The 23990-nt window shown below is 68.3% G+C and carries 23 protein-coding genes and 1 tRNA gene; 15 read left to right on the top strand and 9 right to left on the bottom strand.

Going from position 1 to position 23990, the window contains the following annotated elements:
- Positions 1-59: 59 nt before the first annotated feature.
- From dksA to gltX, 3 genes are all read left to right on the top strand, one after another.
- Complete coding sequence (gene dksA / locus EG854_RS06360; protein WP_123287016.1) at positions 60-494, top strand: RNA polymerase-binding protein DksA; 435 nt, start codon at positions 60-62, stop codon at positions 492-494.
- 13 nt (positions 495-507) lie between these two features.
- The gene (locus EG854_RS06355; RefSeq protein ID WP_123287014.1) at positions 508-1353 is read left to right on the top strand and encodes an alpha/beta hydrolase; all 846 of its coding nucleotides are present in this window, start codon (positions 508-510) and stop codon (positions 1351-1353) included.
- 71 nt (positions 1354-1424) lie between these two features.
- Positions 1425-2774, top strand: coding sequence for a glutamate--tRNA ligase (gene gltX, locus EG854_RS06350; protein ID WP_123287012.1), 1350 nt, complete (start codon positions 1425-1427; stop codon positions 2772-2774).
- A gap of 24 nt (positions 2775-2798) precedes the next feature.
- Here gltX and EG854_RS06345 read toward each other — a convergent pair whose 3' ends face one another.
- Together EG854_RS06345 and EG854_RS06340 are read right to left on the bottom strand one after the other, a co-directional pair.
- Positions 2799-3098 (bottom strand): DUF8200 family protein, encoded by a 300-nt coding sequence (locus tag EG854_RS06345; protein WP_123287009.1) that lies wholly within the window; start codon positions 3096-3098, stop codon positions 2799-2801.
- A 117-nt stretch (positions 3099-3215) separates the two neighbouring features.
- Positions 3216-3821, bottom strand: a complete 606-nt coding sequence (locus EG854_RS06340) for an LOG family protein (RefSeq protein ID WP_123287007.1) — start codon at positions 3819-3821, stop codon at positions 3216-3218.
- A gap of 135 nt (positions 3822-3956) precedes the next feature.
- Here EG854_RS06340 and EG854_RS06335 point away from each other — a divergent pair, with 135 nt between their 5' ends.
- A complete protein-coding gene (locus tag EG854_RS06335; RefSeq protein WP_123287005.1) occupies positions 3957-4712 on the top strand; it encodes a hypothetical protein in 756 nt (251 codons plus the stop codon).
- Positions 4713-4848: 136 nt separating this feature from the next.
- Here the strand turns inward: EG854_RS06335 and EG854_RS06330 are convergent.
- A tRNA-Asn gene (locus tag EG854_RS06330) sits at positions 4849-4923 on the bottom strand.
- A gap of 66 nt (positions 4924-4989) precedes the next feature.
- Here EG854_RS06330 and EG854_RS06325 point away from each other — a divergent pair.
- The 3 genes from EG854_RS06325 to EG854_RS06320 all read left to right on the top strand — a co-directional run bounded on the left by EG854_RS06325 (position 4990) and on the right by EG854_RS06320 (position 7729).
- Positions 4990-5790 carry a TrmH family RNA methyltransferase gene (locus tag EG854_RS06325; protein ID WP_123287003.1) on the top strand — a complete coding sequence of 267 codons (801 nt, stop codon included), beginning with the start codon at positions 4990-4992 and terminating at the stop codon, positions 5788-5790.
- A 93-nt stretch (positions 5791-5883) separates the two neighbouring features.
- Positions 5884-6006 (top strand): hypothetical protein, encoded by a 123-nt coding sequence (locus tag EG854_RS13360; protein ID WP_260155315.1) that lies wholly within the window; start codon positions 5884-5886, stop codon positions 6004-6006.
- A gap of 88 nt (positions 6007-6094) precedes the next feature.
- Positions 6095-7729, top strand: a complete 1635-nt coding sequence (locus tag EG854_RS06320) for an alpha-D-glucose phosphate-specific phosphoglucomutase (RefSeq protein ID WP_123287438.1) — start codon at positions 6095-6097, stop codon at positions 7727-7729.
- 76 nt (positions 7730-7805) lie between these two features.
- On the opposite strand, the gene EG854_RS06315 is transcribed toward EG854_RS06320, so the two are convergent.
- Positions 7806-9500, bottom strand: coding sequence for an amino acid permease (locus tag EG854_RS06315; RefSeq protein ID WP_123287001.1), 1695 nt, complete (start codon positions 9498-9500; stop codon positions 7806-7808).
- Positions 9501-9736: 236 nt separating this feature from the next.
- Here EG854_RS06315 and EG854_RS06310 point away from each other — a divergent pair, with 236 nt between their 5' ends.
- Entirely contained in the window at positions 9737-11167 is a 1431-nt protein-coding gene (locus EG854_RS06310; protein WP_123286999.1) for a sodium-dependent transporter, read from the top strand.
- A gap of 20 nt (positions 11168-11187) precedes the next feature.
- Positions 11188-13644 carry an ATP-dependent helicase HrpB gene (hrpB, locus tag EG854_RS06305; RefSeq protein WP_241153156.1) on the top strand — a complete coding sequence of 819 codons (2457 nt, stop codon included), beginning with the start codon at positions 11188-11190 and terminating at the stop codon, positions 13642-13644.
- Here the strand turns inward: hrpB and EG854_RS06300 are convergent.
- Genes EG854_RS06300 through EG854_RS06290 form a run of 3 tightly spaced genes read right to left on the bottom strand, consistent with a single transcriptional unit; the run spans position 13641 to position 16790 of the window.
- Positions 13641-14438, bottom strand: coding sequence for a TrmH family RNA methyltransferase (locus EG854_RS06300; RefSeq protein WP_123287432.1), 798 nt, complete (start codon positions 14436-14438; stop codon positions 13641-13643). The genes hrpB and EG854_RS06300 overlap by 4 nt on opposite strands.
- Positions 14435-15331, bottom strand: coding sequence for a class I SAM-dependent methyltransferase (locus EG854_RS06295; protein ID WP_123286998.1), 897 nt, complete (start codon positions 15329-15331; stop codon positions 14435-14437). Before EG854_RS06295 ends, EG854_RS06300 begins: the two co-directional genes overlap by 4 nt.
- Positions 15303-16790: a glycosyltransferase family 2 protein gene (locus EG854_RS06290; protein WP_123286996.1), complete on the bottom strand. Its 1488-nt coding sequence runs from the start codon at positions 16788-16790 to the stop codon at positions 15303-15305. Before EG854_RS06290 ends, EG854_RS06295 begins: the two co-directional genes overlap by 29 nt.
- A 129-nt stretch (positions 16791-16919) precedes the next feature.
- Between EG854_RS06290 and EG854_RS06285 the strand changes: the two genes are divergently transcribed.
- From EG854_RS06285 to EG854_RS06270, 4 genes are read left to right on the top strand one after another with little or no spacing between them, the layout of a single operon-like run.
- The gene (locus EG854_RS06285; protein WP_123286995.1) at positions 16920-17546 is read left to right on the top strand and encodes a TetR/AcrR family transcriptional regulator; all 627 of its coding nucleotides are present in this window, start codon (positions 16920-16922) and stop codon (positions 17544-17546) included.
- Between the two features lie 14 nt (positions 17547-17560).
- Complete coding sequence (locus EG854_RS06280; protein ID WP_123287430.1) at positions 17561-18385, top strand: ABC transporter substrate-binding protein; 825 nt, start codon at positions 17561-17563, stop codon at positions 18383-18385.
- Positions 18382-19368, top strand: a complete 987-nt coding sequence (locus tag EG854_RS06275; RefSeq protein WP_123286993.1) for a FecCD family ABC transporter permease — start codon at positions 18382-18384, stop codon at positions 19366-19368. The genes EG854_RS06280 and EG854_RS06275 overlap by 4 nt, the downstream gene beginning before the upstream one ends.
- Positions 19369-19370: 2 nt before the next feature.
- Entirely contained in the window at positions 19371-20132 is a 762-nt protein-coding gene (locus EG854_RS06270; protein WP_123286991.1) for an ABC transporter ATP-binding protein, read from the top strand.
- On the opposite strand, the gene EG854_RS06265 is transcribed toward EG854_RS06270, so the two are convergent.
- Positions 20129-22204 (bottom strand): lytic transglycosylase domain-containing protein, encoded by a 2076-nt coding sequence (locus tag EG854_RS06265; protein WP_123286990.1) that lies wholly within the window; start codon positions 22202-22204, stop codon positions 20129-20131. The two genes, EG854_RS06270 and EG854_RS06265, sit on opposite strands and share 4 nt — an antisense overlap.
- 105 nt (positions 22205-22309) lie before the next feature.
- On the opposite strand from EG854_RS06265, the gene dapA reads away from it, so the two are divergent.
- Positions 22310-23194 carry a 4-hydroxy-tetrahydrodipicolinate synthase gene (dapA, locus tag EG854_RS06260; protein WP_123286988.1) on the top strand — a complete coding sequence of 295 codons (885 nt, stop codon included), beginning with the start codon at positions 22310-22312 and terminating at the stop codon, positions 23192-23194.
- The gene (gene smpB / locus EG854_RS06255) at positions 23194-23697 is read left to right on the top strand and encodes an SsrA-binding protein SmpB (protein WP_123286987.1); all 504 of its coding nucleotides are present in this window, start codon (positions 23194-23196) and stop codon (positions 23695-23697) included. Before dapA ends, smpB begins: the two co-directional genes overlap by 1 nt.
- 3 nt (positions 23698-23700) lie before the next feature.
- Here smpB and EG854_RS06250 read toward each other — a convergent pair whose 3' ends face one another.
- Entirely contained in the window at positions 23701-23889 is a 189-nt protein-coding gene (locus tag EG854_RS06250) for a hypothetical protein (protein ID WP_123286985.1), read from the bottom strand.
- Between the last annotated feature and the right edge of the window lie 101 nt (positions 23890-23990).

The following is a 23990-nucleotide window of genomic DNA, read 5'->3' as shown; positions in this document are numbered from 1 at the left end:
CGCCTTCCCTATAGGCCTGCATGCGCCACAGGGGGGCGTGAGAAGTGAGCGTGAGTGCGATGAACGCATTAGCCTCTGTGGTGGATGAAGGGCCGGTGGCCTATCGCCCGTCCGACGACGAACCCTTCATGAACGAGCGGCAGCTGGCCTATTTCAAGGGCAAGCTGAACGCCTGGAAGGATGACATCCTTCGGGAGTCCAAGGGCACGGTCGTCAATCTGAAGGCCGAGACCGAGAACCACCCGGATCTGGTGGACCGGGCCTCGTCGGAATCGGACCGCGCGCTGGAACTGCGGACCCGGGATCGTCAGCGCAAGCTGATCGCCAAGATCGACGAGGCGCTGCGCCGGATCGAGGACGGCTCCTACGGCTATTGCGAGGAGACCGGCGAGCCGATCAGCCTCGGACGACTGGAAGCCCGGCCGACCGCGACCCTGTCGGTCGAAGCCCAGGAACGCCACGAGCGCCGCGAGCGCGTCCACCGCGACGATTGAGGAGGCGGACGGGATGCGGGGCCTTGTCAGCATCCTGTTCGGTCTTCTTCTGTTGGCCACCGCGCCGCAGGCAATCGCGCAGCAGGTCGGCGAAGTTCCGTTTCCAGCGGCCCTCCGCGGCGAGGCCTTCCGGCTGGAGTCCGCCACCCTCGGCCGGGGCTTTGACATCTACGTCCGCCTGCCGCCCGAGTATGATCCCGAGGGCCCGGCTTATCCGGTCGTCTATCTGCTGGATGGCGACAGCCTGTTCCCCATACTGGCGGCCAACCACCTCTTCCTGACCTACGATGAAGGCCTGCCCGAGGCCGTGGTGGTCGGCATCGCCTATGGCGGCTTCGACGCCTCGGTGAACCGCCGGGGGCTCGACTTTCAGTCTCCGGACGAGGGCCTTCCGGCCGGACAGGCCGGCGCCGAAGCGTTTCACACCTTCCTGACCGATGACCTGATCCCCCTCGTCGAAGGGCGGTTCCACGTCGACCCGGACCGGCGCGTGCTGTTCGGCCAGTCGCGGGGCGGCAATCTGGTGCTGTATTCGGCTGTGGCCCACCCCGATGTCTTTTTGGGGCGGATCGCCAGCAATCCGTCGCTGACGCCCGGCATGGGCTCGATCATCGGCGACGCCGCGTCGGCGGGCCGGAATGACCTGAAGGTCGCCGTCACCAGCGGTGAGCGGGACAGGCCTGATCTTCGTACGGAAGCAGCCTTCTGGGTCGAGGCCTGGTCGGGCCGGGATGCGGACCAGCGTCCCTGGCAGGTGCGCCTGATCCCGATCGCCGGAGGCACCCACGCCGCCAATGCGCCGGACGCCTATCGCGCCGGGATGTTGTGGCTGTTCGCGCAGGCTGAGCAGGGCGATTGAAGCGGCCTGCGCCTTGACTTCGCCCGGGCGGAGCGCGACCTACGCGCCTCACGTTCAAGGTTTACCGCTCCATGCCTGTCAAAGTCCGTTTCGCCCCGTCGCCGACGGGTAAGCTGCACGTCGGCAATGTCCGCACGGCCCTGGTCAATTGGCTGTTCGCCAAGGGGCAGGGCGGCCAGTTCGTGCTGCGCATCGACGACACCGATCTGGCACGCTCGACGGCGGAGTATGAGCGCGGCATCGAGGAAGACCTGACCTGGCTGGGTCTGGTCTGGGACGAGCGGCACAACCAGTCGCAGCGCTTTGACCGCTACCGCGAGGCGGCCGAGCGGCTGAAGGCGGCGGGGCGGCTGTACCCCTGCTATGAGACGGCCGATGAGCTGGATCGCCGCCGCAAGGTGCAGCTGTCGCGCGGCCAGCCGCCCATCTATGACCGGGCGGCGCTGCAGCTGAGCGAGGTTCAGCGCGAGGCCTATGAGGCGGAGGGGCGCCGTCCGCACTGGCGCTTCAAGCTGGACGGCCGCCGGGTGCATTGGGTCGATCTGGCGCGCGGTTCGGCCGAGGTCGACACGGCCTCGATGTCCGATCCGGTGCTGATCCGCGAGGACGGGCTGTTCCTCTATACCCTGCCGTCGGTGGTCGACGATCTGGACATGGGCATCAGCCATGTGATCCGGGGCGAGGACCATGTGACCAATACGGGCGCGCAGATCGAGATCTTCGAGGCGCTGATCGCGCTGGGCTGGACCGGCGCCCTTCCGGGCTTTGCCCATATGCCGCTGCTGGTCGGGGCCGATGGTCAGGCGCTGTCGAAGCGGCTGGGCTCGTTGTCGATCTCGGATATGCGCGAGCAGGGCTATGAGCCGATCGCCATCACCAGTCATCTGGGCAAGATCGGCACGTCCGACGCGCTGGAAATCGCGCCGTCGATGGCCGAGCTGGGGCAGGACTTCAGCTTTGACAAAATGGGCCGCTCACCGGCGCGCTATGACACGGCGGATCTGGACCGGCTGAACGCCCAGGCGCTGCACGCCATGAGTTATGCCGAGGCGCGGGGGCGTCTGGCGGCGATGGACTGTGATCTGGGGGAGGAGTTCTGGGCGACCGTGCGGCCGAACCTGGAGCGGTTCGGCGACGTCGCGGCGCTGGTGCGGATCGTCAATGGGCCGGTGACGCCGGTGATCGCGGATGCGGAGTTTGCCAAGGTGGCTGCCGAGACCCTGCCGGAGACCATCGACGGCGACAGCTGGTCGGCCTGGACCGGAGAGATCAAGGCGCGCACGGGAGCCAAGGGCAAGGCTCTGTTCATGCCGCTGCGTCACATCCTGACGGGTCAGGAACACGGGCCGGACATGGCGTCGCTGATCCCGCTGATCGGGCGCGAGCGGATGCTGAAGCGGCTCTCTGGCGAGACGGCCTGACCGTCCCGCCAGAGTTCAGACCGATCAGGCGTTGCAGGCGGCCAGTTCTTCGGCCGACAGGGCGGTGCCCTTCCACGAGAAGGCGGTGACTTCGCCCAGACGGGCGACGACCCGGCGGCAGGCGCGCGTGGCCGGCTGGTTGGCGCCGCCGGTGGCGGTGCAGCTGTCGCCTTCGCAGCGCCAGGTGGCGCCGTCGATGATCAGGCGGCCCGACGGGGCCGAGGTGGCGTCAGCCAGGGTGGCCGAGGTGACAGGCGCCTGAACCGGGGTGGCCAGGGTCGGGGTGGCGACGGCAAGGATTGCCGCGATCAGAAGAGTGCGCATGGGGAAAGCTCCAGCTTGGACCGGGCAGGGGAGCCCGTGACGGCGCAATGTCCGTTGTTTTTGAAAACTGTCAAGGGTCGTGATCGAGATCGATGCGTTTTAGTGACCGATGATCACTTATCGCTGATCATGTTTCAAATTCGACGGCGTGTCCATGCTGTTCAGCGCCTCGAGAGCTTCGTCGACCGTGCGGCATACTGTCCATGCCTGTAGGAAGGAGGCGGGGGTCATTCCGGCCTCGACCGAATGCTCCATGACGCGAAACAGGCTCTGCCAGAAGCCGTCTATGTCGAGGAAGATCACAGGCTTTCCGTGCAAATCCAGACGCTTCCACGACAGAAGTTCGATCACTTCCTCAAGGGTGCCGATGCCACCCGGTGCGACGACGAAGGCATCGGACTCGTCATACATGATCTGCTTGCGCTCATGCATGGAGCCGACCACGAGGGTCTCGACCTCGTCGAACAGGCGCTCGCGGCTGCGCAGGAACTCGGGCATGACACCCAGCACCCGGCCGCCCGCCGCATGGGCGCTGCGGGCCGAGGCCCCCATCAGGCCGACACCGCCCCCGCCATAGACCAGACGCCAGCCCCTTTCCGCCACGCCCTGACCGAAGGCCCGCGCGGCCTCGGTATATTTGGGGTCGGCGGTTTCAGACGATCCGCAGAACAGGCAGACGGAATGGCCGCTGAAAGGACGGATCTCGGCGGAAGTCGTGGGCATGGAACCTCGAAAAGCAGACGGAACGATCGACGGTCAGGATGACTGTCAGCGGGCGGTGGTTTTTGCCATACAGGGCGCATGGCCCCGGTGAAACGCGCAATTGAACGATATGGCATCCAGCCCGTGAGCGGGAGGGTGCTGGCCGGCCTTGGCCTGGCGCTGCTGTTGGTGGGCTGCGGCGGTGACGAGGCGCGGCCGGCCGCGGCCGGGAGCGCCGCCGCCGATACCCCGGTGGCCGGAGCCGGGTCCGGATGGATCATGCCGCCTTCGGTGACAGGCCTGCGCCGTGACGGCACCGAATCTGTCGTCTCGGGACAGGCGGACCCGGGCGGTCGCGTCGTGTTGCGAACACCTGCGGGCCGGGCCTATGCGGCCGTGGCGGATGCCGAAGGCCGGTTCGAGGTGCGCCTGACGGCCGTGGACGGCCTGGTCCTGACGCCCGAGGCGCAATCGGGACAGGAGACGGTGCCGGCGCCCGGGCGACTGGTGATTCTGGATGCGGCCCGGGGATCAGCGGTGCTGATTTCGGCGGGCGGCACCAGCCGGCGGCTGGGCGACGGCCCGGTGCTGTCCAGTGTCGATCACGACGGCCGGGCGGTGATCCTGTCGGGGCGGGCAAACCCCGGGTCGGACGTCCGGGTGGAAGTGCCGGGCCGCGGCCCGATCCAGGTGCAGGCGGATGCCTCGGGCCACTGGCGGATCGGTATGGACGGGAGCCCGCCGTCCGAGGTCCGGGTCGACGGGCAGGTCTTTGCGGTTCCGTCCATGTCTGTCGACAGCGGTGACGGCGCTGCGTCGGCGATCAACCGGCTGGAACGCGAGGATGGCTTTCTGCTGAAATGGCAGGCCCCGGACGGTGCGCCCCAGACCAGCTGGCTGCCACGGCGTTAACGGCTTCTTAAGCCAATCGGCCGACCAAAGGTCTCGGGATTCCTTTAGCGAGGCACCCACCATCACCAAGCCTTTTCAAAGCCCGGCGCTCTGCGTCGGGCTCTTTTTTTCATGGCGATGTCGAGGGAAGGGTGAGTGGCTCCGCGGGTAGGATTCGAACCTACGACCAGCCGATTAACAGTCGGCTGCTCTACCACTGAGCTACCGCGGAACAGGTACTCAAGAGGGGGGCGCTATAGCAGCGGCCCGCCGGACTGTGCAACGATAAATCGACACCATGACGCCGATATCCCTGACCTCTGCCGATGATCCCCGGATCGCCGCCTTTCGCGACGTGCGTGAGCGCGATCTGACGGGCCGCGAGGGGCTGTTCATCGCTGAGGGGGAGGTGGTGCTGAACGTTCTGACCTCGGCCTGGTCACGGTGCCGGGCGCGGGCGGTGCTGCTGGCCGACAAGCGGCTGGCGAAGCTGGAGCCGGTGCTGTCGCGGCTGGAGGCCGATGTGCCCGTCTATACGGCCCCGCAGGAGGTTCTGGACGGGATCGCGGGCTTTCACCTGCACCGGGGCATTCTGGCCCTGGGGGAAAAGCCCGCACCGCTGGACGCTGATGCGTTTCTGGCGACGCGACCGGAGCGTTCTGTGCTGGTCGGGGCGGTGGGCATCGGCAATGCTGACAATATGGGCGGCATCTTCCGCAATGCGGCGGCGCTGGGGGCGTGCGGGGTGATGATCGATCCCGGCTGCTGCGACCCCTTCTACCGCAAGGCCATTCGGGTGTCGGTGGGGGCGGTGTTGAGGACGCCGCTGATGGCCGGCCTGTCGGCCCTGACGATGGTCGAGCAGGCGGAGGCCTATGGCTATGTGCCGCTGGCGCTGACGCCGGGGGATGGCCCCGATCTACTGGAGCTGGAGCCGCCCGCGCGGTCGCTGGTGCTGCTGGGGGCGGAGGGTCCGGGGCTGTCGCCAGAGGTACTGGCCCGCGCCCGGCCGGTGCGCATTCCCATGGCGTCGGGCTTTGATTCGCTGAATGTGGCGGCAACCTCGGCGATCGTTCTGCATCACCTGATTCGCCGCTGAGGCGAATCACGCAGTTGTTAGGGCGTTAACCCTTTGTACACCTTGCTGAACGGCCCGGATTGTGTCGATATTGGGGCGTCCGGGGAGACTGCCATGTTCAGTGATGTCTTTGGTTTCGTAGTGCGTAACGCCCGTCTGGCGGTGACCGTCGGCGTGGTGACAGGTGCCGTGAGTGCGGCCAGTCTTCTGGGATGGTTGACGGCGCCCATCGCCTGAGTGCGGCCTGACCTTCGCCTGAAGCTCAAAACGCTCTAGACACATGGCTTTCGGGTGGCCGGGTGCCGCCGCAGGCCAAGGATATTTCGTGTCCATCCAGAGCGTCAGCATTACCCCGTGGCAGGATCAGGAGCCGGGCACGTCCGGCTTGCGCAAGTCCACGCGCGACTTCATGCGGCCCGGCTATCTGGAAGCCTTTCTGCAGTCTGTGTTCGATGAAGCGGCGCCGCAGCCGGGCGACGCCCTGTTAGTCGGCGGCGACGGGCGTTTCTTCTGTCGTGAGGCGGCCGCCATCGTGGTGCGGATGGCGCTGGCCAATGGCTTTTCCCGTGTCATCGTGGGCCGTGACGGCCTGATGTCGACGCCGGCGGCCTCACACCTGATCCGCAAGCGCGGGGCGAAGGGCGGGGTGATCCTGTCGGCCAGCCACAACCCGGGCGGCCCGGACGGCGATTTCGGCGTCAAATACAATACGGACAGCGGAGGCCCGGCGCCGACGACCTTCACCGCCGGCGTGTTCGCGCGCAGCAAGGCGCTGACGGCCTATCGCATCCTGCAGGACGAGGCGCCCGACCTGTCCGTGGTCGGTGAGACCCGGCTTGGCGACGGCGTGGTCGAGGTCGTCGATCCCATCGCCGACTATGCCGGTCTGATGGAGACGGTGTTCGACTTTGACGCCATCCGGGCGCTGGTCTCGCAGCCCGGCTTCCGCATGGCGTTTGACGCCATGAATGCGGTGACCGGCCCCTATGCGACCGAGATTCTGGAGCGGCGGCTGGGGGCGCCCGCGGGCACAGTGCTGCGGGGGGAGCCCTTGCCTGACTTTGGCGGCGGGCATCCCGATCCGCATCCGGACCACACGCCCGAACTGACGGCCCGGATGTTCGGCGAGGATCCGCTGGATTTTGCCGCCGCCTCGGACGGAGACGGGGACCGCAACATGATCATGGGGCCGGCGATGGTGGTGTCGCCCGGCGACAGTCTGGCGATCCTGGCGGCCCATGCCGACTGTGTGCCGCGCTACCGGGACGGTCTGAAGGGGCTGGCGCGCTCCATGCCGACCAGCCGCGCGGCGGACCGCGTGGCCGCAGCGCTGGGGATCGAGATGCACGAGACGCCGACCGGCTGGAAGTTCTTCACCAATCTGCTGGATGCCGGGCGGATCACCCTGTGCGGCGAGGAGAGCTTTGGCACCGGCTCCGACCATGTGCGTGAGAAGGACGGTCTGTGGGCCGTGCTGTTCTGGCTGAATGTGCTGGCGGCGACCGGGAAGGGCGTGGGCGAGGTGGTGGTCGGCCACTGGTCGCGATTCGGCCGGGACTACTATCAGCGGCACGACTATGAGGGGCTGGAGGTCGGCCCGGCGCAGGATTTCATGAAGGGGCTGCGCGAGGCGGCCGCCGGCGCAGAGGGGCGGCAGATCGCCGGCTATCTCGTGCAGTCGGCCGAGGACTTTGCCTATAGCGATCCGGTGGACGGCTCAGAGGTGAAGCACCAGGGCGTGACCGTTCGGCTGAGCCCGGACGCCCGCGTCACCTATCGCCTGTCGGGCACCGGGTCGTCGGGGGCGACGCTGAGGGTCTATCTGGAGCGGTTCGAGGATCCGGCCGGCGACCTGCACCGCGATCCGGCCGAGGCGCTGGCCGCTGTGGCCGAGGTCTCGCGCGCCTTTGCCGGCATCGAGGCCCGCCTGGGCCGGACGGAGCCTTCGGTCATCACCTGAGGCGACGCGGCCTCCCGAATACGAAAAGGCCCGGAGAGTGATCTCCGGGCCTTCGCGCGTCTGACGGAAAGGGTCGTCAGTCTTCCTTGATGTTGTCGACACCGTGGCCGAAAGCGTCGGCCGGAGAGTTGATGGTCGTCTCTTCGGTGATGTCGATGCCCTTGGCCAGCTTGGAGTGCCAGAAGCCGTAGGCGGCGTAGATGACCGCGCCGATGACGGCATAGCCGGCCAGCAGCTGCAGCGTCAACGGGTCGGAAACCGCCCCGTTTGCAATCTGCTCCTGCGTCGGGAAGGCCTGTTCGACCATTGGCTTGAAGTTGTTCCAGGCCAGGAAGAGACAGGCAGCGATGCCGAGGCAGGCGGTGATGATGCCGCCCGGCACCTTGAACGGACGCTCCAGCTCCGGGTGTTTGACCCGCAGATAGATGACCGACAGGCAGACGATCGAGAAGGCGACCGCCGTTCCGAACGACACCAGCTGACCCAGCAGGCTGATCGGCAGGAAGGCCGCTGCGATGGCGATCAGGACGCCCAGCACGATCGTCCCCATCCACGGCGTGCGGAATTTCGGGTGGATCTGCGAGAACACCTTGGGCAGCAGGCCGTCGCGCGACATCGTGTAGAAGATGCGCGTCTGGCCGTAGCAGAGCACCAGCATGACCGAGGACAGGCCGGTGATGGCGCCGATCTTGATCAGGAAGCTGATCAGGTTCAGCTGTCCCCCCGGCGCGGCGGCCAGCGGGACGTCGGCCCAGGTCAGGTTCATCCGGTCGATGGCCACGGCCACGGGGGCGGGGCTGGACAGCTCCATATAGGGCACCACGCCGGTCATTACGGCGGCCACGGCCATATAGATCAGCGTGCAGATGAACAGGGCGCCGAGGATGCCCACCGGGACGTCCCGCGACGGATTCTTGGCCTCGGCGGCAGCGGTCGAGACCGCTTCGAAACCGACGTAGGCGAAGAAGATGATCGCGGCCCCGCGGAAGATTCCGTCGACGCCATAGCGGCCCGGCTCGGCCGGGTCTGCAGGCGGGATGAAGGGCACCCAGTTGTCCGGGTTCACATAGGTGATGCCTACAGCGATGAACGTCAGCAGCACGATGATCTTGATGACCACGATGATGTTGTTGACGTTCGCCGATTCACTGACGCCCAGCACCAGCAGGGCGCAGACGGCGGCGATGCCGACGGCCGCGACCAGGTTGAAGGTGCCGGTCGCCTGCAGCGCCGTGCCGGCATCTCCGCGAACCGCTTCGATCATCGGGGTGGCCCAGCGGGCGCCCTCCTGTCCGGCGTAGGTCAATGAGGGGAAGAGGTTATCGGCCAGGCCGAAGTCGCCCATGATCGAGACGACATAGCCGGACCACCCCACCGCGACCGTGGAGGCGGCGATGCCGTACTCCAGTACCAGCAGCCAGCCCATGATCCAGGCGAAGACTTCGCCCAAGGTTCCGTAAGCGTAGGTGTAGGCCGAACCCGACACAGGCATGGTCGAGGCCAGTTCTGCATAGCAAAGTCCGGCCAGCGCGCAGGCAATGCCCGCCGCCACGAAGCTCAGCATTATGGCCGGACCAGCATAGTCTGCGGCTACCTGACCGGTCAGAACGAAGATGCCAGCACCGATGATGGCGCCGACGCCGAGACTCATAAGGTTGATGGGACCCAGGCTGCGCTTCAGCTCGCTCTTGGCGGCTTCATTCTGAATCTGGGCAATCGATTTCTTCAGGAACAGGCGGTTGCCGCCTCCCGAAACAGGGGGTGTACTCATGGGTGAACGTCGCCTCCAGCGGGCGGTCCGAAGGGGCCGCCACCGCTCCGGGGCGGAAGCTAGATCGGCCCCGGTCTTCACGCAATCGTCATCTTGAGGGTCGGTGAGAGTTATTTGGTAACGCCAAGGTCAGGGCCTGCGGGGTTGATTCAAGGGGGGGGCGCCTTCAAGGTCGCCGCAACGGTAACCAAACAGCGACGGGGCCGAGCCGGTCACCGACGCGGGGGAGTGTTTATATGGTCTCGTCTTCGCCCGCCGGTCAGGCGCAATGGTCGTCCAAGGCCGCCTTTATTCTCGCAGCGACGGGGTCTGCCGTCGGTCTCGGCAACCTCTGGCGCTTTCCGACCGAGGCGGGGACCAATGGCGGCGGCGCCTTTGTCATCCTGTACATTCTGTGCGTGGTGCTGATCGCCCTGCCGCTGCTGCTGGCCGAGAGCCTGATCGGTCGCCACGGCCAGCGTTCGACCATCGGCAGCGCCGTCCACCTGGCGCGCCAGTCGGGGGCCAGCCCGGCCTGGAGCCTGCTGGCCATCGTCGGCCTGATCGCCAACACCGCCATCCTGACCTTCTACGGCGTGGTGGCAGGCTGGGTGATCTACTTCGTCGGGACCAGCGCCGCCGATCTGGCCGGTGCCATCGGAGCCGGGGACCCGCTGAGGGGCGCCTATGCCGAACAGTCGGTCGCGCAGATCCAGGAGATGATGCCGACCCTGTTCGCCAACCCCGTTCTCCTGGTTGGGCTCCAGCTCGCCTTTGTGGTCCTGACGGTCTGGATCGTCGCCCGGGGCGTCAAGGGCGGCATCGAGGCGGCCGCGACCTGGCTGATGCCCGCCTTCTTCTTCCTGTTGATCGGCATCACCGTCTATGCCGCCATCATCGGCGACTTCGCTGCAGCCCTGACCTTCCTGTTCACGCCCGACTTTGAGCGAGCCTTGCAGCCGGGCGTGCTGAGCGCGGCGCTTGGCCAGGCCTTTTTCTCACTGAGCCTCGGCGGCGGCGCCATGATCGCCTATGGCGCCTATGCCTCGCGCGAGACCAACCTGGGCCAGACCTCGGGTATGATCGCCTTCGCCGATACCGGCGTGGCCATTATCGCTGGTCTCGCCATCTTCCCGATCGTCTTCTTCGTCGGGATGGAGCCGAATGCCGGCCCGACCCTGATGTTCCAGACCCTGCCGGCCGCCTTCAACGCCATGCCGGGCGGCGCCATCGTCGGTCTGGCCTTCTTCGTCCTGGCCCTGTTTGCGGCGCTGACGTCCTCGGTGTCGCTGCTCGAGATCTCGGTCGGCTGGGTGATCGAGAAGTTCGGCGTCGGGCGTGCCAAGGCCGCCATCGGCATCGGCGTGCTGGTGTTTCTGGTCGGTCTGCTGTCGGCCCTCTCGTTCAATGTGCTGGCCGACCAACGCCCCATTCCCTTCATTCCGGGATTTGAGAACGCGACCTGGTTCGACGCCATCGATGGGGTCACCGGAAAGCTGCTGCTGCCGCTGTCGGGCCTGATCACAGCCATCTTCATTGGCTGGGTCGCGGACCGCAAACTGGTCAACGCCGAGACCGGCCTGAAGGGCGGCGGCCTGGGCGCCTGGCGCTTCCTGATCGCCTGGGTGTGTCCCCTGGCGGTGACGGCCATTCTGGTGCTGGGCCTGTTCCCGCAACTGCTGGGCTGACGTTGGAGTAGCCGGACGCCGTGACGACCACGCCTGGCCGCCCTGCGGCGTCCGACCTGCCCATCCATGAGGTTCTGGACCGCCTGATTGCGGCGGTCCGGGACCACCCGGCCGTTGTGCTGGGTGCCCCGCCGGGCGCGGGCAAGACCACCGGCGTGCCGCTGGCCCTGCTGGACAGCGAGATCGGCCGGGCCGGGACCATCCTTGTACTCGAACCGCGACGGCTGGCTGCCCGGGCAGCTGCCGAGCGCATGGCCGACATGCGCGGTGAGCCGGTGGGCGAGACCGTCGGCTATCGCACCCGCCTGCAAAGCCGGGTCGGTCCGAAGACCCGCATCGAGGTCATCACCGAGGGCATCTTCACCCGCCGGATCATCGCCGATCCGGGGCTCGAGGGCGTGTCCGCCGTCCTGTTCGACGAGTTTCACGAGCGCAGTCTCGACGCCGATCTGGGACTGGCCCTGGCCCGCCAGACGCAGGAACTGCTGCGGCCTGACCTGAAGCTGGTGGTCATGTCGGCGACGCTGAATGTGGCATCGATGGTGCGGGTGCTGGACGGCCCGCCGGTGATCGAGGCCGAGGGCCGGGCCTTTCCGGTCGAGACTGTGCATCTGGGCAGCACTCCTTCGGAACGGCTGGAGGTGGCGGTGGCCCGGGCCGTGCGCCGGGCCTTGGGCGAGACGGGCGGGTCCGTGCTGGTCTTCCTGCCCGGCCAGTCGGAAATCCACCGGACCGGGCGGGCACTGTCCGAAGCGAAGCTGCCGTCGAATGTCGAGGTCGTGGCGCTGTACGGCGGGTTGGAGCGCGCGGCGCAAGACCGGGCCCTGTCCGCGCCACCGCCCGGCCAGCGCCGGGTGATCCTGGCCTCGGCCGTGGCCGAGACCAGTTTGACCCTGCCGGGGATTACAGCCGTGGTCGACAGCGGCCTGTCGCGGGTGCCGCGCTTTGATCCAGCCAGCGGACTGACGCGGCTGGCGACCGTGAGGGTCAGCCGCGCCTCGGCCGATCAGCGCCGGGGCCGGGCCGGGCGCGTCGGGCCGGGCACCTGCTACCGCCTGTGGGACGAGGAACAGAGCCGGGGTCTGATCCCCGAACAACCGGCAGAGATTCTGGAGGCCGACCTGACCGGGTTGGCGCTGGATCTGGCTCGGTGGGGGGCACGGTCGGCCGAGGGGCTGGCGCTGATCGACCCGCCGCCCGCGGGGGCCTTTGCCGAGGCGCGGGCGGTGCTAACCCGACTGGGGGCGCTGGACGACCGGGGCGATCTGACCCCGCATGGGCGGCGGATGGCCGAGCTGCCGATGAGCCCGCGGCTGGCGCATATGGTGGCGGTGGCGTCCGACCGGGGGGATGCCCTGACGGGTGCCCGTATCGCCGCGATCCTGGGGGAACCGGGTCTCGGCGGGACCTCGACCGATCTGCGCGACCGGCTGGAGGCGCTGGACCGCGACCGCTCGCCACGCGCCCGCGACGCGCTGAAGCTGGCCGACCGCTGGGCGCGGCTGGCGGGCGGCGGAAAGGGGGGCGAGGTTGATGCTGGCCTTCTGGTCGTCGAGGCCTTTCCCGAGCGGGTGGCGCGGGCGCGCGGCAAACCGGGCGAGGTGCGGTTGGCCTCGGGCCGGGGCGCCTTTCTGGAGCCGACCGATGCGCTGGCTGGGTCCCCCTGGCTGGCGGTGGCGGAGCTGAGCGGCGGGATCAGCGGCGACCGCATCCGTCTGGCCTGTCCGGTGGAAATCGCGGCGCTGGGCCACCGGATGATCGAGGAGGAGCGGATGGTCCGCACCCCGTCCGGCCGGATGGAGGTGCGCCGCCTCAAGCGGATCGGCGAACTGGTGGTCGAGGAGGTGTCGCTGGGTGCCCCCGACAAGGCGCAGATCGCGGACCTGCTGAAGGGCGAGATCGAGCGGGACGGCCTCAAGGGCCTGCGCTGGGGCGAGCGGGCCTCGGCGCTGCGGGCGCGGCTGGCCTTTCTGCGGGGGCTGGATGACGGCTGGCCGGATGTGTCGGATGAGGGGCTGCTGGCCGCGCGCGAGGTGTGGCTGTGGCCGCTGCTGGCCAGCGTGCAGGGGCTGGAAGGCATTGCGGATGGCGCGTTGGAAACAGGTCTGCGGACGCTGATCCCGTGGGACCGACAGCGCGACCTTGACCGGCTGGCCCCCGCGCGCCTCGAGACGCCGCTGGGCTCGACCGCCATCGACTATGCCGCCGAGGGCGGACCTCGCGTCGATATCCGCGTGCAGGAGCTGTTCGGGGTCAAGACCCATCCGACGGTCGGCGAGGGCCGGGTGCCGCTGACCCTGGCCCTGTTATCACCCGCGCGGCGACCGGTGCAGGTGACGAAGGACCTGCCCGGCTTCTGGAAGGGCTCATGGGCCGCCGTGCGCGCCGAGATGCGGGGTCGCTATCCCCGCCACCCCTGGCCCGAAGACCCCGCCGCCGCCCTACCCACGACCCGGGTCAAGCCGAGGGGGACCTAGCGGTCCTCCGTCGCGGCATAGGCCATGATGCCGGTGGCGACGGCGAGGTTCAGGCTGTCGGCGCGGCCGCGCATCGGGATTTTGACATTGACGTCACAGGCGGCGGCGAGGGCGTCGGTCAGGCCGGCCTGTTCATTGCCCATCAGCACCAGATTGGGTCGGGTGAAATGGGCCGAACCCGGGGCCTCGGTCGCGTCCAGCCGGGTACCGATGACGCTGCCGGGCCAGGTCTTTCGCCATTCGAGGAAGGCCTCGGGCGTGGTCCGGCTCAGGGTCACGGCGAACACCGAGCCCATGGTGGCCCGCACGGCCTCGACCGAATAGGGATCCACGCAGTCACCGATCAGGATGACGCCGCCACAACCGGCCGCATCGGCGGTGCGGATGATGGTGCCCAGATTGCCGGGGTCGCGGACCTGTTCCAGCGCGATCCAGGCCGGAGCCGAACTCGGGTCAATGGCGTCCAGCGGGGTATAGACCTGATCGAAGACGGCCAGCACGGTCTGGGGGTTATCGCGGCGGCTGATCTTTTCGAGGATGGGGTGGGTGACGACGACGATCTCGCCGCCGGCGGCCTCGGTGGCGGCGCGGGCCCGGTCGAGCAGGGCGTGGGGGCGGGCCTCCATCCCGACCATAAGCAGGCGGGGTGTGCGTCCCATATCAAGGGCTTCGCCGATGAACTTCAGGCCCTCTGACAGGAACTGACCGGTGAACTCGCGCTCCTTGCGCATGTGCAGGGCGCGGACCGACTTGACGGTGTCATTGGTCAGGGAGGTGATCAGGCGCTCGGTCATGTCGCGGACCACCGGGAAAAGAAGCTGAGACCGATGGCACGGCCGTTCTCGCCGGTTTCGGCCAGCGCCAGCTCGCCCCAGTCGATGCGGCCCTCGCGGCCGGCGGTCGCCTGATCCATCAGATGGGCCAGCGACAGGCCCGAGATGCGCGCGGCATAGGCATTGAGCAGCAGGAAATCGGCCTGCGGCTCCAGAATAGCAGCGCAGTCCGCCAGCAGGCCCGGCAGGTCCTCGAACAGGCGCCAGACCTCACCGGTCGGGCCGCGTCCGTATTTGGGCGGGTCGAGGATGATCCCGTCATAGAGCGAGCCGCGCTTGCGCTCGCGGGCGACATAGCGGCGGGCGTCCTCCACGATCCAGCGGATCGGCCGGTCGGCAAGGCCCGACAGTTCGGCATTCTCGCGCGCCCAGGCGACCGACTTCTTCGAGGCATCCACATGGGTGACTTCGGCTCCGGCGGCCGAACAGACCAGCGAGGCGACGCCGGTATAGCCGAACAGGTTCAGGATGCGGGTCGGCTGTTTGCGGGCGCGGATCCGCTGGTCCAGCCATTCCCAGTTGGCGGCCTGCTCCGGGAAGAAGGCGAGGTGGCGAAAGGGGGTGAAGCGGGCGGTGAACCGCGTCTCGCCCCAGCCGAGCGGAAAGGCATCGACCGGCTTGCCCGCAAAGCGCCAGCGGCCGTCGTCATCCTCGTCCTGCGGATCAAAGACGGCATCGGCCCGGTCGAAGGCCGAGGCATCGCGCGGCTCCCACACGCACTGGGGCTCGGGCCGGACCACGGTGTAGCGGCCATAGCGTTCCAGCTTGCGGCCATGTCCGGAGTCGAGCAGGGCGTAGTCGGCCCAGTCGCGCGTCATCAGGACATCAGGGTGGGGGGACAGTCTCGAGGCCATGGGGGCTGGTTAAGCGCACCGGCGGCCCTGCGTCCAGCGGGGCGGCCCCGGTTTCGGGCGTCAGGTCAGGCTCCGGGTCCGGTCGATGGCGGGTCTTGTCCCAGGCAAAGGGCTGGGTCACCAGCCGCCACGCCGCGTGGGCAAAGGCCAGGCTGAGCAGAGACCAGTAGGCCGGCGCCTGGATGATATCGATCAGGCTGTAGGGAATCCCGGCACGTTTAGCCCCGACAAAGGCCGAGACCCAGGCCATGCCCGCGCCGAGCATCAGGACACTGACCGCAGGGATCGGGGTCGAAGGCGAGATGCCAGCGACCGCGGCCACCAGAACCGAGGCCACGACCCAGGCGACCGAGGGGGCGTGCACGGCCGCCGAGGCCAGCGACACGCCGAGGGTCATGACCAGGGCCAGCAGCCCGCGCGGCCCCAGCGACAGGGGCTGGCGCGTGTGCACGCCCCAAGTCTGCATATAGCCCTTCATCCACCGGTTCCTTTGGGGCAGCCAGGCGTGCAGGCCTCCCGGCGGTGTCTCCCACGTCGGACGCGTCAGGACGCCCAGGCGATAGCCGGCGCGCCACAGGCGAAAGCCGAGGTCGGCATCCTCTGTGACGTTCCAGGCGTCCCAGCCGCCGACCTGTTTCAGGGTGTCGACGCGGAAGTGGTTGCTGGTGCCGCCCAGCGGAAAGGGCAGGCCCAGCCGGGTCATGCCGGGCAGGACGACTTCGAACAGGGCGGCATATTCGACGGCAAATTGGCGGTCGAGGAAGGGGGAGGCCTCCGGACTGCGGGCACGTCGACGAATGCGCAGGGGGGCCTGAAGACAGGCGAGGGTGCCGGTCGTGTCGTGCGCAAAGCGGGCCGCGGCCTCGCGCAACTGCAGGGAGTCGGGGTGATCCTCGGCGTCATAGACGGTGATCAGCCGGCCGGTCGCCCGGGCCAGGGCATGGTTCAGGGCGCGCGGCTTGGTGCGCGGCTCCCCCGGCGGAACGATCAGGATCGACAGCCAGTCGGGTCGGTCGGCCGCATAGGCGGCCTCGATGGTGGCGTGATCGTGGGCCTCGAGCGCCAGAAAGCCCTCCAGCCGGTCGGCGGGATAGTCGAGCGCCGCCAGATGCTCCACCAGCTGGGGCATGACCTCGGCCTCGTCATGGAGGGCGGCGACCACTGTATAGCGGGGCAGTGGACCGGGACCGGGCGTGGGACACGGCGGCCGCCTTGAGGTGAGGAGGAGCGCAAGGCGCCACAGGGCGCAGATCAGAAAGCCTGCGGGAACCACGACGGACACTGTGGTCTGAAAGCCGGCAGGATCGCGCCAGGCCCAGGCCGCCAGCCCTGTGCCCAAAGCGACCAGTCCAAGCCCCTGACCCCAGGTGAGGGATCGTCGCGCAGCGCTCAGCGCGCGAGCCGGGCCGAAATCTGCGCCCGGACCGGTTCGCTGCTCCTCGGTTGCATGGGCGTCCATGTTCCCTCCCCGGTATACGGGTAAACCATCCTGATCTCTCTGGACAAGCCGGAGGGCGCGACCGGACCGCGAACTGGCGCCCGGCGACAAGAGTCAGTATGGCTGGCCGCAACCGCATGGAGGACAGGTTTGCCTGCGACAGCCCCCCGTTCCAGATCCCGGCGCAAACCCAAGGGCGAGGGGCATTTCCGGCGCGAGGAGATCCTGACGGCCGCCGAGGGCATCTTCGTCGATCACGGCTATGAGGGCGCGACGATCCGCAAAATCGCCGATGCGGTCGGCCTGTCGTCGACCGCTCTGTACATGCACTTCCCCGACAAGGCCGCGATCCTGCACGAGATCTGCAAGGAGGCGTTCCAGGCCCTGACGCGGGCGCAGGACGTGATCATGGAGGCCGACCTGCCGCCCGAGCAGCGCCTCCGGCGGTTGATCGAGTCATACATCGCCTTTGGCTTTGACAATCCCAATGCCTATCGCCTGATCTATCTGACCCGCCCGCAGGAGGCCGAGGGGGCCCAGTCGGCGGCCCAGGAGGTGGGTATCGGCCTGTTCCGGGCGTTTGAGACGGTGGTCCGTGAGGTTGACGCCGCCGGGCGGCTGAAGGTCTCGCCTCGCACGGCGGCCCAGGTGATCTGGGCCGGAGGGCACGGCGTCGTGTCGCTGCTGATCACCAAACCCTATTTCGACTGGGTCGAGCGGGAAGCGCTGGTCAAGGCCATGCTGGACACCGTGTTCGACGGCCTGATCCGCGCGTGAGCCGGGATCCGCGCGTGAGACGGGCGGCCGCGTCGGTCATTGCGACGGTCCTGCTGCTGGCGGGATGCGGGTCATCCTTCGACGAGCCGGAGGGTGATGCCCTGCGCGTCCTGTCGCTGGACCAGTGCGCGGACCAGTATGTGCTGGCGCTGGGCGAGGGGCATGAGCTGGCCCTGTCGCCGCGCGCGGATGACCCGGACTCGTGGCTGCGCGCCGAAGCGGCGGGGCACAGGATGCTGCGGCCGACGCTGGAGACGGTGGTGGCCTGGGCCCCCGATGTCGTCGTGCGCTACTGGGGCGGCGATGCCCGGCTGCTGGCCCAACTGGAGGGGCAGGGGGTGACGGTCGTAACGATCGCCGATGCCGCTGATTTCGCCTCGGTCGAACAAAGCATCGCCGAGGTGGCGGAGGCGCTGGACCGCCAGACTGAGGGTGAGGCCCTGATCGGCCGGATGCGGACGACGCTCAGGGACGGGGCGCCGTCGGACGGGGCGCGGCCTCTGACCGCCCTCTACCTGACCGCCGGCGGGTTCACGAGTGGCTCCGGCACCCTGATCGATGCCAGCCTGAGGGCCGCGGGGCTTGAGAACGCGGCAGGGCATGCCGGCTTTGGCGCGGTGCGAGTCGAGCGGTTGGCCTTGGACCCACCCGAGCGGTTCGCGCTCGGCTTTTTTGACCAGACGCGCGCCGACCGGCGCGGTCAGGGCCGGCACCCGCTGGTGAAGCGTCTCGTCGAGGATCGTCCCGACGTCCGGCTACCGGCCGCCATGCTGACCTGTCCGGCCTGGTTCATGGCCGAGGCCGTGCCGGTGCTGGCCGGGCTGCGGGACGCGCGATGACCGTGGCGCGGATCAATCTGATGCTGGCGGTGGCGCTGGCAGTGGCCCTGATCGCGGCGTTGACGCTGGGCGAGGTCGGGCTGAGCGGGGCACAATATGCGCAGGCGTTCAGCGACCCCGGGTCGGGACCGGGCCTGATCCTGTGGCAGGTGCGGGCGCCGCGGGCGATCTGTGCCGTGGCCGTGGGCGCGGCGCTGGGCCTGTCGGGGGCGTTGATGCAGGGCCTGCTGCGCAATCCGCTGGCCGAGCCGGGGGTGTTGGGCGTGTCGGCGACGGCCAGTCTGGGCGGGGCTCTGGTTCTGGTCGCCGGGGCCGGAATGGTCACCGGGGCGGTCGAGCTGGCCGCCATGGCGGGCGCGGGCATCGGGGCGGCAGCCCTGGTCGCCTTTGCCGCGCGCATCCGGGCGCCCGAGGCGCTGATCCTGTTCGGGGTGGCCCTGTCCAGTTTCGCCGGGGCCGCGACCGCGCTGATCTTCAACCTGTCGCCGTCGCCGATCGCGACCGCCGAGGTCATGGCCTGGCTTCTGGGGTCGGTGCAGAACCGGGGCTGGGCCGACGTGCTGTGGGTTTCTGCCGCGCTGGTGCCAGCAGGTATCCTGGCAGGCCTCAGCGCGCCGGGTCTGAAGGCCCTGTCGCTGGGCGACGAGACGGCGCGGACCCTGGGCCTGCCGCTCGATCGGTTGAGGCTGCTGGCCCTGCTCGCCGCCAGTCTGGCCGCAGGAGCGGCCGTGGCGACCGCAGGAGTGATCGGCTTTGTCGGACTGGTTGCGCCGCATCTGGTGCGGGCATCGGTTCGCGCGGATCCGGGGCGGGTGCTGCTGCCGTCGGCGCTGGCGGGGGGACTGATCCTCGTCGTCGCGGACCTGATGACGCGCATCACCCCGACGGATCAGGAACTCAAGCTGGGCGTGTTCACCGCCCTGGTCGGCGCGCCGCTGTTCGCCCTGATCGCCTGGCGCGCTGCCCGCGCTTGGAGGGTCTGAGTATGAGCGCGACACCTCGCCTGAAGATCGAAGGCCTGAGCCTGTCGCGGGGCAAGCGGGCGGTGGTGCGCGACGTCAGCCTGTCGATGATGCCGGGTGAACTGGTGGCGCTGGTGGGGCCGAACGGCGCCGGCAAGACCAGTCTGATCCAGGCCGTCTGCGGCCTGCTGAAGCCGGATGCAGGAAGGGTCTGGCTGGAAGGAGCGGAACTTGTGACCCTCGGTCCGCGTGATCGCGCCAGAGCTCTGGCCTATCTGCCGCAGGACGGGACCGTCGCCTGGAACCTGCCGGCGCTTGAGGTCGTGGCGCTGGGCGCGGGGTTCCTGCAGACCGACGGTGCCCGGCCCCGCGCGATGGCGGCGCTGGAGGAGGTCGAGGCGAGCGCGCTGGCGGATCGCGGGGTGGCTGAGTTGTCCGGCGGCGAGCGCGCCCGGGTGCTGCTGGCACGGGTGCTGGCGTCAGATGCGGGGCTGATTCTGGCGGACGAACCGGTCGCCGGTCTCGATCCGGAGGGTCAGCTGCTGGTTCTGGAAAGGCTGAAGGCACGGGCCGGTGCGGGCCAGACTGTGGTGGCCAGTCTGCACGACCTGTCGCTGGCGGCGCGCTTCGCCGACCGGGTGATCGTCATGGATCAGGGCGAGGTCCGTGCTGACGGTTCTCCCGCGGGGGCGCTCGACACCGCCGTCCTGCGCGACGTGTTCGGCCTCGGCGGTCGTTGGCTGGACAGCGAGGACGGCCCTGTCCTGACCCTGGCTCGCCTCTAGTTGGCCAGCGACAGATAGGGGGTCGGTCCGGAGCCACCGCGCGCCAGATCGGCCGAGAGGGTCAGCTCGCCGGTGCCGTCGCCCAGTCGCGCCTTGTAGATCTGCATATTCTCCATGACCCGCATCATATAGTTGCGCGTCTCGGTGAAGGGCGTGCACTCGATGAAGTCGACGGGGTCCACGATACCTCCGCGCGGATCACCGCAGCGTGCCACCCACTGCGGCGCGCGAGCCGGACCGGCGTTATAGCCCACGGCTGCCAGAATCATGGACCCGCCATTGGCCACCATCAGCTCGCCGAGGTGATAGCTGCCCAGCGTCATATTATAGTCGGGATCCCACAGGCGATCGAGCGAGTAGGGCATACCCAGACGGCGGGCGACGCCCGAGGCCGTTGATGGCAGGAACTGCATCATGCCACGCGCCCCGGCACTCGACACCACCAGCGGGTCATAGCTGGATTCCTGACGGGTGATGGCCAGGGTGAAGGGCAGGGGGGCGGCGCCCGCGACCTCGGGCGGGATGCGGATCGGGTATTGGCGCACGGGCATCAGCCAGCCGCGCTGGCTGGCGGCACGTCCGACCATCATCGAGCCGAACCGGTCGCCAAAGCCCAGCACCATATCCATCAACTGGGCGACATCGGTGGCGGCCGGCAGGGTGTCGTCGAGATGATAGGCAAAGGCCCGGAGCAGGCCCATCTCTCCGGCTTCACCCGACATACGGGCCGCCTGGACCACTTCATTGCCTTCGAAGGCCGCGCGGGCCTCGGGCGTGATCTCCGGGTCGGCGGGCAGGATGATCTGCGTCTGGCCTGCCTTTTCGGCGGCCAGCTGGCCATAGAAGGACTGGATGTGAATGGCGCCGGCGCCATAGTAGCCTCGGGCGGCGCCCATATCGCCCTGGGCCTCGGCGGCCCGACCCAGCCAGTAGAGCGCCCGCCCCTGGGTGATCGGGGTCTCGGACATCTGGCGCAGGGACTCGAAATGGCGGCCGGCCCGGGCCGGATCATTCAGCTTCACCAGGGCGACCCAGCCGGCAAAGAATTCGGCATCGACCATGCGCTCGCCGCCGGGGAAGCCATGACCGGCCATGGAGTCATAGGCGGCCTGCCAGTTCCGGACCTCCAGCGCGTCGAGGAAATAGTTGCGGCGTTCGCTCCACAGGGTGTTCTGGCCATCGGAATGGGTGGGGGCGGCGGGCAGACCGGCCAGCAAGGCAAAGCCCTCGGATCTCCGGCCCTGCGAGCGCAGGATGCGGACCCGTTCGAGGACCACGGCGGGGTGACCGGCCTGGGCCGGAGTCAGTCCGGCAACGATGGCGTCGGGGGCATAGGCGGTGCGGAGCGCCAGCACGGCCTCTGCGATCGTGCGCTGTGCGGGGCTGACCCGGGCGATCATGGCGCGGGTGGCGGGACCGTGCGGCCCCAGCAGCAGCATGTTCAGTCGCGCCTCATCATCGGCAGGCGCGATCCAGTTCGGCCAGATCGACAGGATGCGGCTCTGGGCGTCGAACTCGAACGACTGGTTCCGCCACCAGTCGCGGATGATCGGGCGGGCCTCGTCCGCCCGACCCGAGGCTTCGAGCGCCAGCGCCAGCCCGATGGCCCCGTCGATGGTCAGGGGCGGGTGGCCGTCGAAGAAGCCGATGACTGCTGCGGGGCTGGCCGAGCTGCGGCCAATGGCACGCTCACCGGCCATGATGCGGCTTTCGGCGCGGGGCCAGTCGGCGAAGGTGACTCGGGCGCGGGCCAGTTCCTCGAAGCTCATCAGATCGGCCGAGGTGTCGACAAGGGCCCAGTCGACCAGCTTGCGCGCGGTGGCGTTGTCGATTCCGGCTGCAAGGCTGCGGGCCCGGTCGATGTCGCGGGCGCGGGCGGCCTCGAGGGCCTGGTTGAGCAGGCGAGCCTCGGTCTCGTTCAGCAGGCGGACCGTGGCGCCATAAGGCACTTCCTGCGCGTTGGCGTCAGACTTCGACGACGAGAACCAGTTCACCGATGACAGGTTCGAGACCAGCACCTCGGGCGCAGGGGCACTGAGGGCCAGGATCGTGGCCAGGATCGATGTCAGCATGGTTTGTCCTAACCCCATCATCTCGGTTGCGGCAGCACGAGGCGCCCCTTACGTTCGAAACCTTCCGCAGACTCGGTAAAGCCCACGCGAAGGACCATCGTTCCCATGACCGGCCCGACTTTCAAGGGCGTGATCACCGCCTTGATCACACCTCTTCGTGACGGAAACGTGGACGACGACGCTTTGAAGGCGTTGGTCGAGCGCCAGATCGCGGCTGGCGTGCACGGCGTGGTGCCCATGGGCACGACCGGCGAGAGCGCGACCCTGACGGCGGAAGAGCACGCCCATGTGGTCGAATCCGTGGTTTCGACCGTGGCCGGACGTATCCGCGTGATCGCAGGCGCAGGCTCGTCCTCGACCGATGTCGCCATCGACAAGGTGCGTCACGCCAAGACGGTCGGCGCTGACGGGGCGCTGGTTGTGACCCCCTATTACAACCGGCCCTCGCAAGAAGGGCTGGCCCTGCATTTCGAGGCGATCGCCGAGGCCGTGCAGCTGCCGGTGCTGCTCTACAATGTGCCCGGTCGCACGGGCGTGGACCTGTCGAATGACACGGTGGCGCGGCTGGCGAAGCACCCCAACATCGTCGGCATCAAGGACGCCACGGCGGACCTCGCCCGCGCCAGCTGGATGCGGACCCATGTCGACGGGCGTTTTGACCTGATCTCGGGCGATGACCCCAGTTTCCTCGGCTATCTGGCGCATGGTGGGCACGGGGTGATTTCAGTGACGTCCAACGTCGCGCCCGAGGCCATGGTCGCCCTGTACGACGCGGTTCAGGCCGGCGATCTGGAGAGCGCTCGTCTGTGGCAGGATCGGCTGATCGACCTGCACAAGGCGCTGTTCATGGACAACTCGCCCGCGCCGACGAAATACGCCCTGGCGAGCCTTGGTCTGTGTGGTGAGGAGGTTCGGTTGCCGCTGGCGCCGACGGCGGACGCGGTCAAGCCCGCGATCGATCGCGCCATGAAGGCGGCGGGCGTTCAATAATGGCGCAAGCACCCGCCCAAAGGCGTCCTCAGTCGGACAAGAAGAAGTATGAGCCGAAGATCATCGCCGAGAACCGGCGCGCGCGCTTCGACTATTTTCTGGACGCGCCGGTCGAGGCCGGCATCATCCTGGTCGGCACCGAGATCAAGGCGCTAAGGGCCGGGCGGGCCAATATCGCTGAAAGTTATGCCGCCATCGAAGGGCGCGAGATCGTGCTGATCAATGCCGACATTCCGCCCTATGCCCAGGCCAACCGGTTCAACCACGAACCGCGGCGCCCGCGAAAGCTGCTGCTGCATCGCCGCCAGATCGACCGCATGATCGGGGCTGTGCAGAAGGACGGCCAGACGCTGATCCCACTCAAGCTGTATCTGAACGAATCGGGCAAGGCGAAGGTGGAGCTGGCGCTGGCCAAGGGCAAGAAGCTGCACGATAAGCGCGAAACCTCCGCCAAACGCGACTGGCAGCGCGACAAGGCCCGCCTGCTGCGCGACAAGGGCTGAGCCTTAGCCCAGAGGCTGCGCCTCGATGACGCCGACCAGTTGGGTCTGGCCCATACGCTCATACAGGCCCAGCGACGGCCCCTGGGCCCAGTCCCAGGCAAAGCCGGCTGCGGACAGCGCGACAGCCGCGACAACCGCCCAGAGAGCGGCTTTTCGTTCGCCGCGGGAAAAGAAGTGAGTGTTTGTACGCATGACAGCCTCCTGTGGGCCGAAACGCGGGCTCTCGCGGAGATGTTCCCGCGAAAGTTAGTCTACACGTGCGAGGGGAAAAGGATGTGTCCGGCCCGCCACAT

Source organism: Brevundimonas halotolerans, assembly GCF_003730275.1.
Lineage (GTDB): Bacteria > Pseudomonadota > Alphaproteobacteria > Caulobacterales > Caulobacteraceae > Brevundimonas > Brevundimonas halotolerans.
This window is presented reverse-complemented; position numbering and strand designations above follow the sequence as displayed.

Excerpts from the sequence above, each read along its gene's own strand:
- dksA (WP_123287016.1), top strand. The coding sequence starts at position 60 with ATGAACGCATTAGCCTCTGTGGTGGATGAAGGGCCGGTGGCCTATCGC.
- EG854_RS06355 (WP_123287014.1), top strand. The coding sequence starts at position 508 with ATGCGGGGCCTTGTCAGCATCCTGTTCGGTCTTCTTCTGTTGGCCACC.
- gltX (WP_123287012.1), top strand. The coding sequence starts at position 1,425 with ATGCCTGTCAAAGTCCGTTTCGCCCCGTCGCCGACGGGTAAGCTGCAC.
- EG854_RS06345 (WP_123287009.1), bottom strand. The coding sequence starts at position 3,098 with ATGCGCACTCTTCTGATCGCGGCAATCCTTGCCGTCGCCACCCCGACC.
- EG854_RS06340 (WP_123287007.1), bottom strand. The coding sequence starts at position 3,821 with ATGCCCACGACTTCCGCCGAGATCCGTCCTTTCAGCGGCCATTCCGTC.
- EG854_RS06325 (WP_123287003.1), top strand. The coding sequence starts at position 4,990 with ATGACGCCGATATCCCTGACCTCTGCCGATGATCCCCGGATCGCCGCC.
- EG854_RS13360 (WP_260155315.1), top strand. The coding sequence starts at position 5,884 with ATGTTCAGTGATGTCTTTGGTTTCGTAGTGCGTAACGCCCGTCTGGCG.
- EG854_RS06315 (WP_123287001.1), bottom strand. The coding sequence starts at position 9,500 with ATGAGTACACCCCCTGTTTCGGGAGGCGGCAACCGCCTGTTCCTGAAG.
- EG854_RS06310 (WP_123286999.1), top strand. The coding sequence starts at position 9,737 with ATGGTCTCGTCTTCGCCCGCCGGTCAGGCGCAATGGTCGTCCAAGGCC.
- EG854_RS06300 (WP_123287432.1), bottom strand. The coding sequence starts at position 14,438 with ATGACCGAGCGCCTGATCACCTCCCTGACCAATGACACCGTCAAGTCG.
- EG854_RS06295 (WP_123286998.1), bottom strand. The coding sequence starts at position 15,331 with ATGGCCTCGAGACTGTCCCCCCACCCTGATGTCCTGATGACGCGCGAC.
- EG854_RS06290 (WP_123286996.1), bottom strand. The coding sequence starts at position 16,790 with ATGGACGCCCATGCAACCGAGGAGCAGCGAACCGGTCCGGGCGCAGAT.
- EG854_RS06275 (WP_123286993.1), top strand. The coding sequence starts at position 18,382 with ATGACCGTGGCGCGGATCAATCTGATGCTGGCGGTGGCGCTGGCAGTG.
- EG854_RS06270 (WP_123286991.1), top strand. The coding sequence starts at position 19,371 with ATGAGCGCGACACCTCGCCTGAAGATCGAAGGCCTGAGCCTGTCGCGG.
- EG854_RS06265 (WP_123286990.1), bottom strand. The coding sequence starts at position 22,204 with ATGCTGACATCGATCCTGGCCACGATCCTGGCCCTCAGTGCCCCTGCG.
- dapA (WP_123286988.1), top strand. The coding sequence starts at position 22,310 with ATGACCGGCCCGACTTTCAAGGGCGTGATCACCGCCTTGATCACACCT.
- smpB (WP_123286987.1), top strand. The coding sequence starts at position 23,194 with ATGGCGCAAGCACCCGCCCAAAGGCGTCCTCAGTCGGACAAGAAGAAG.
- EG854_RS06250 (WP_123286985.1), bottom strand. The coding sequence starts at position 23,889 with ATGCGTACAAACACTCACTTCTTTTCCCGCGGCGAACGAAAAGCCGCT.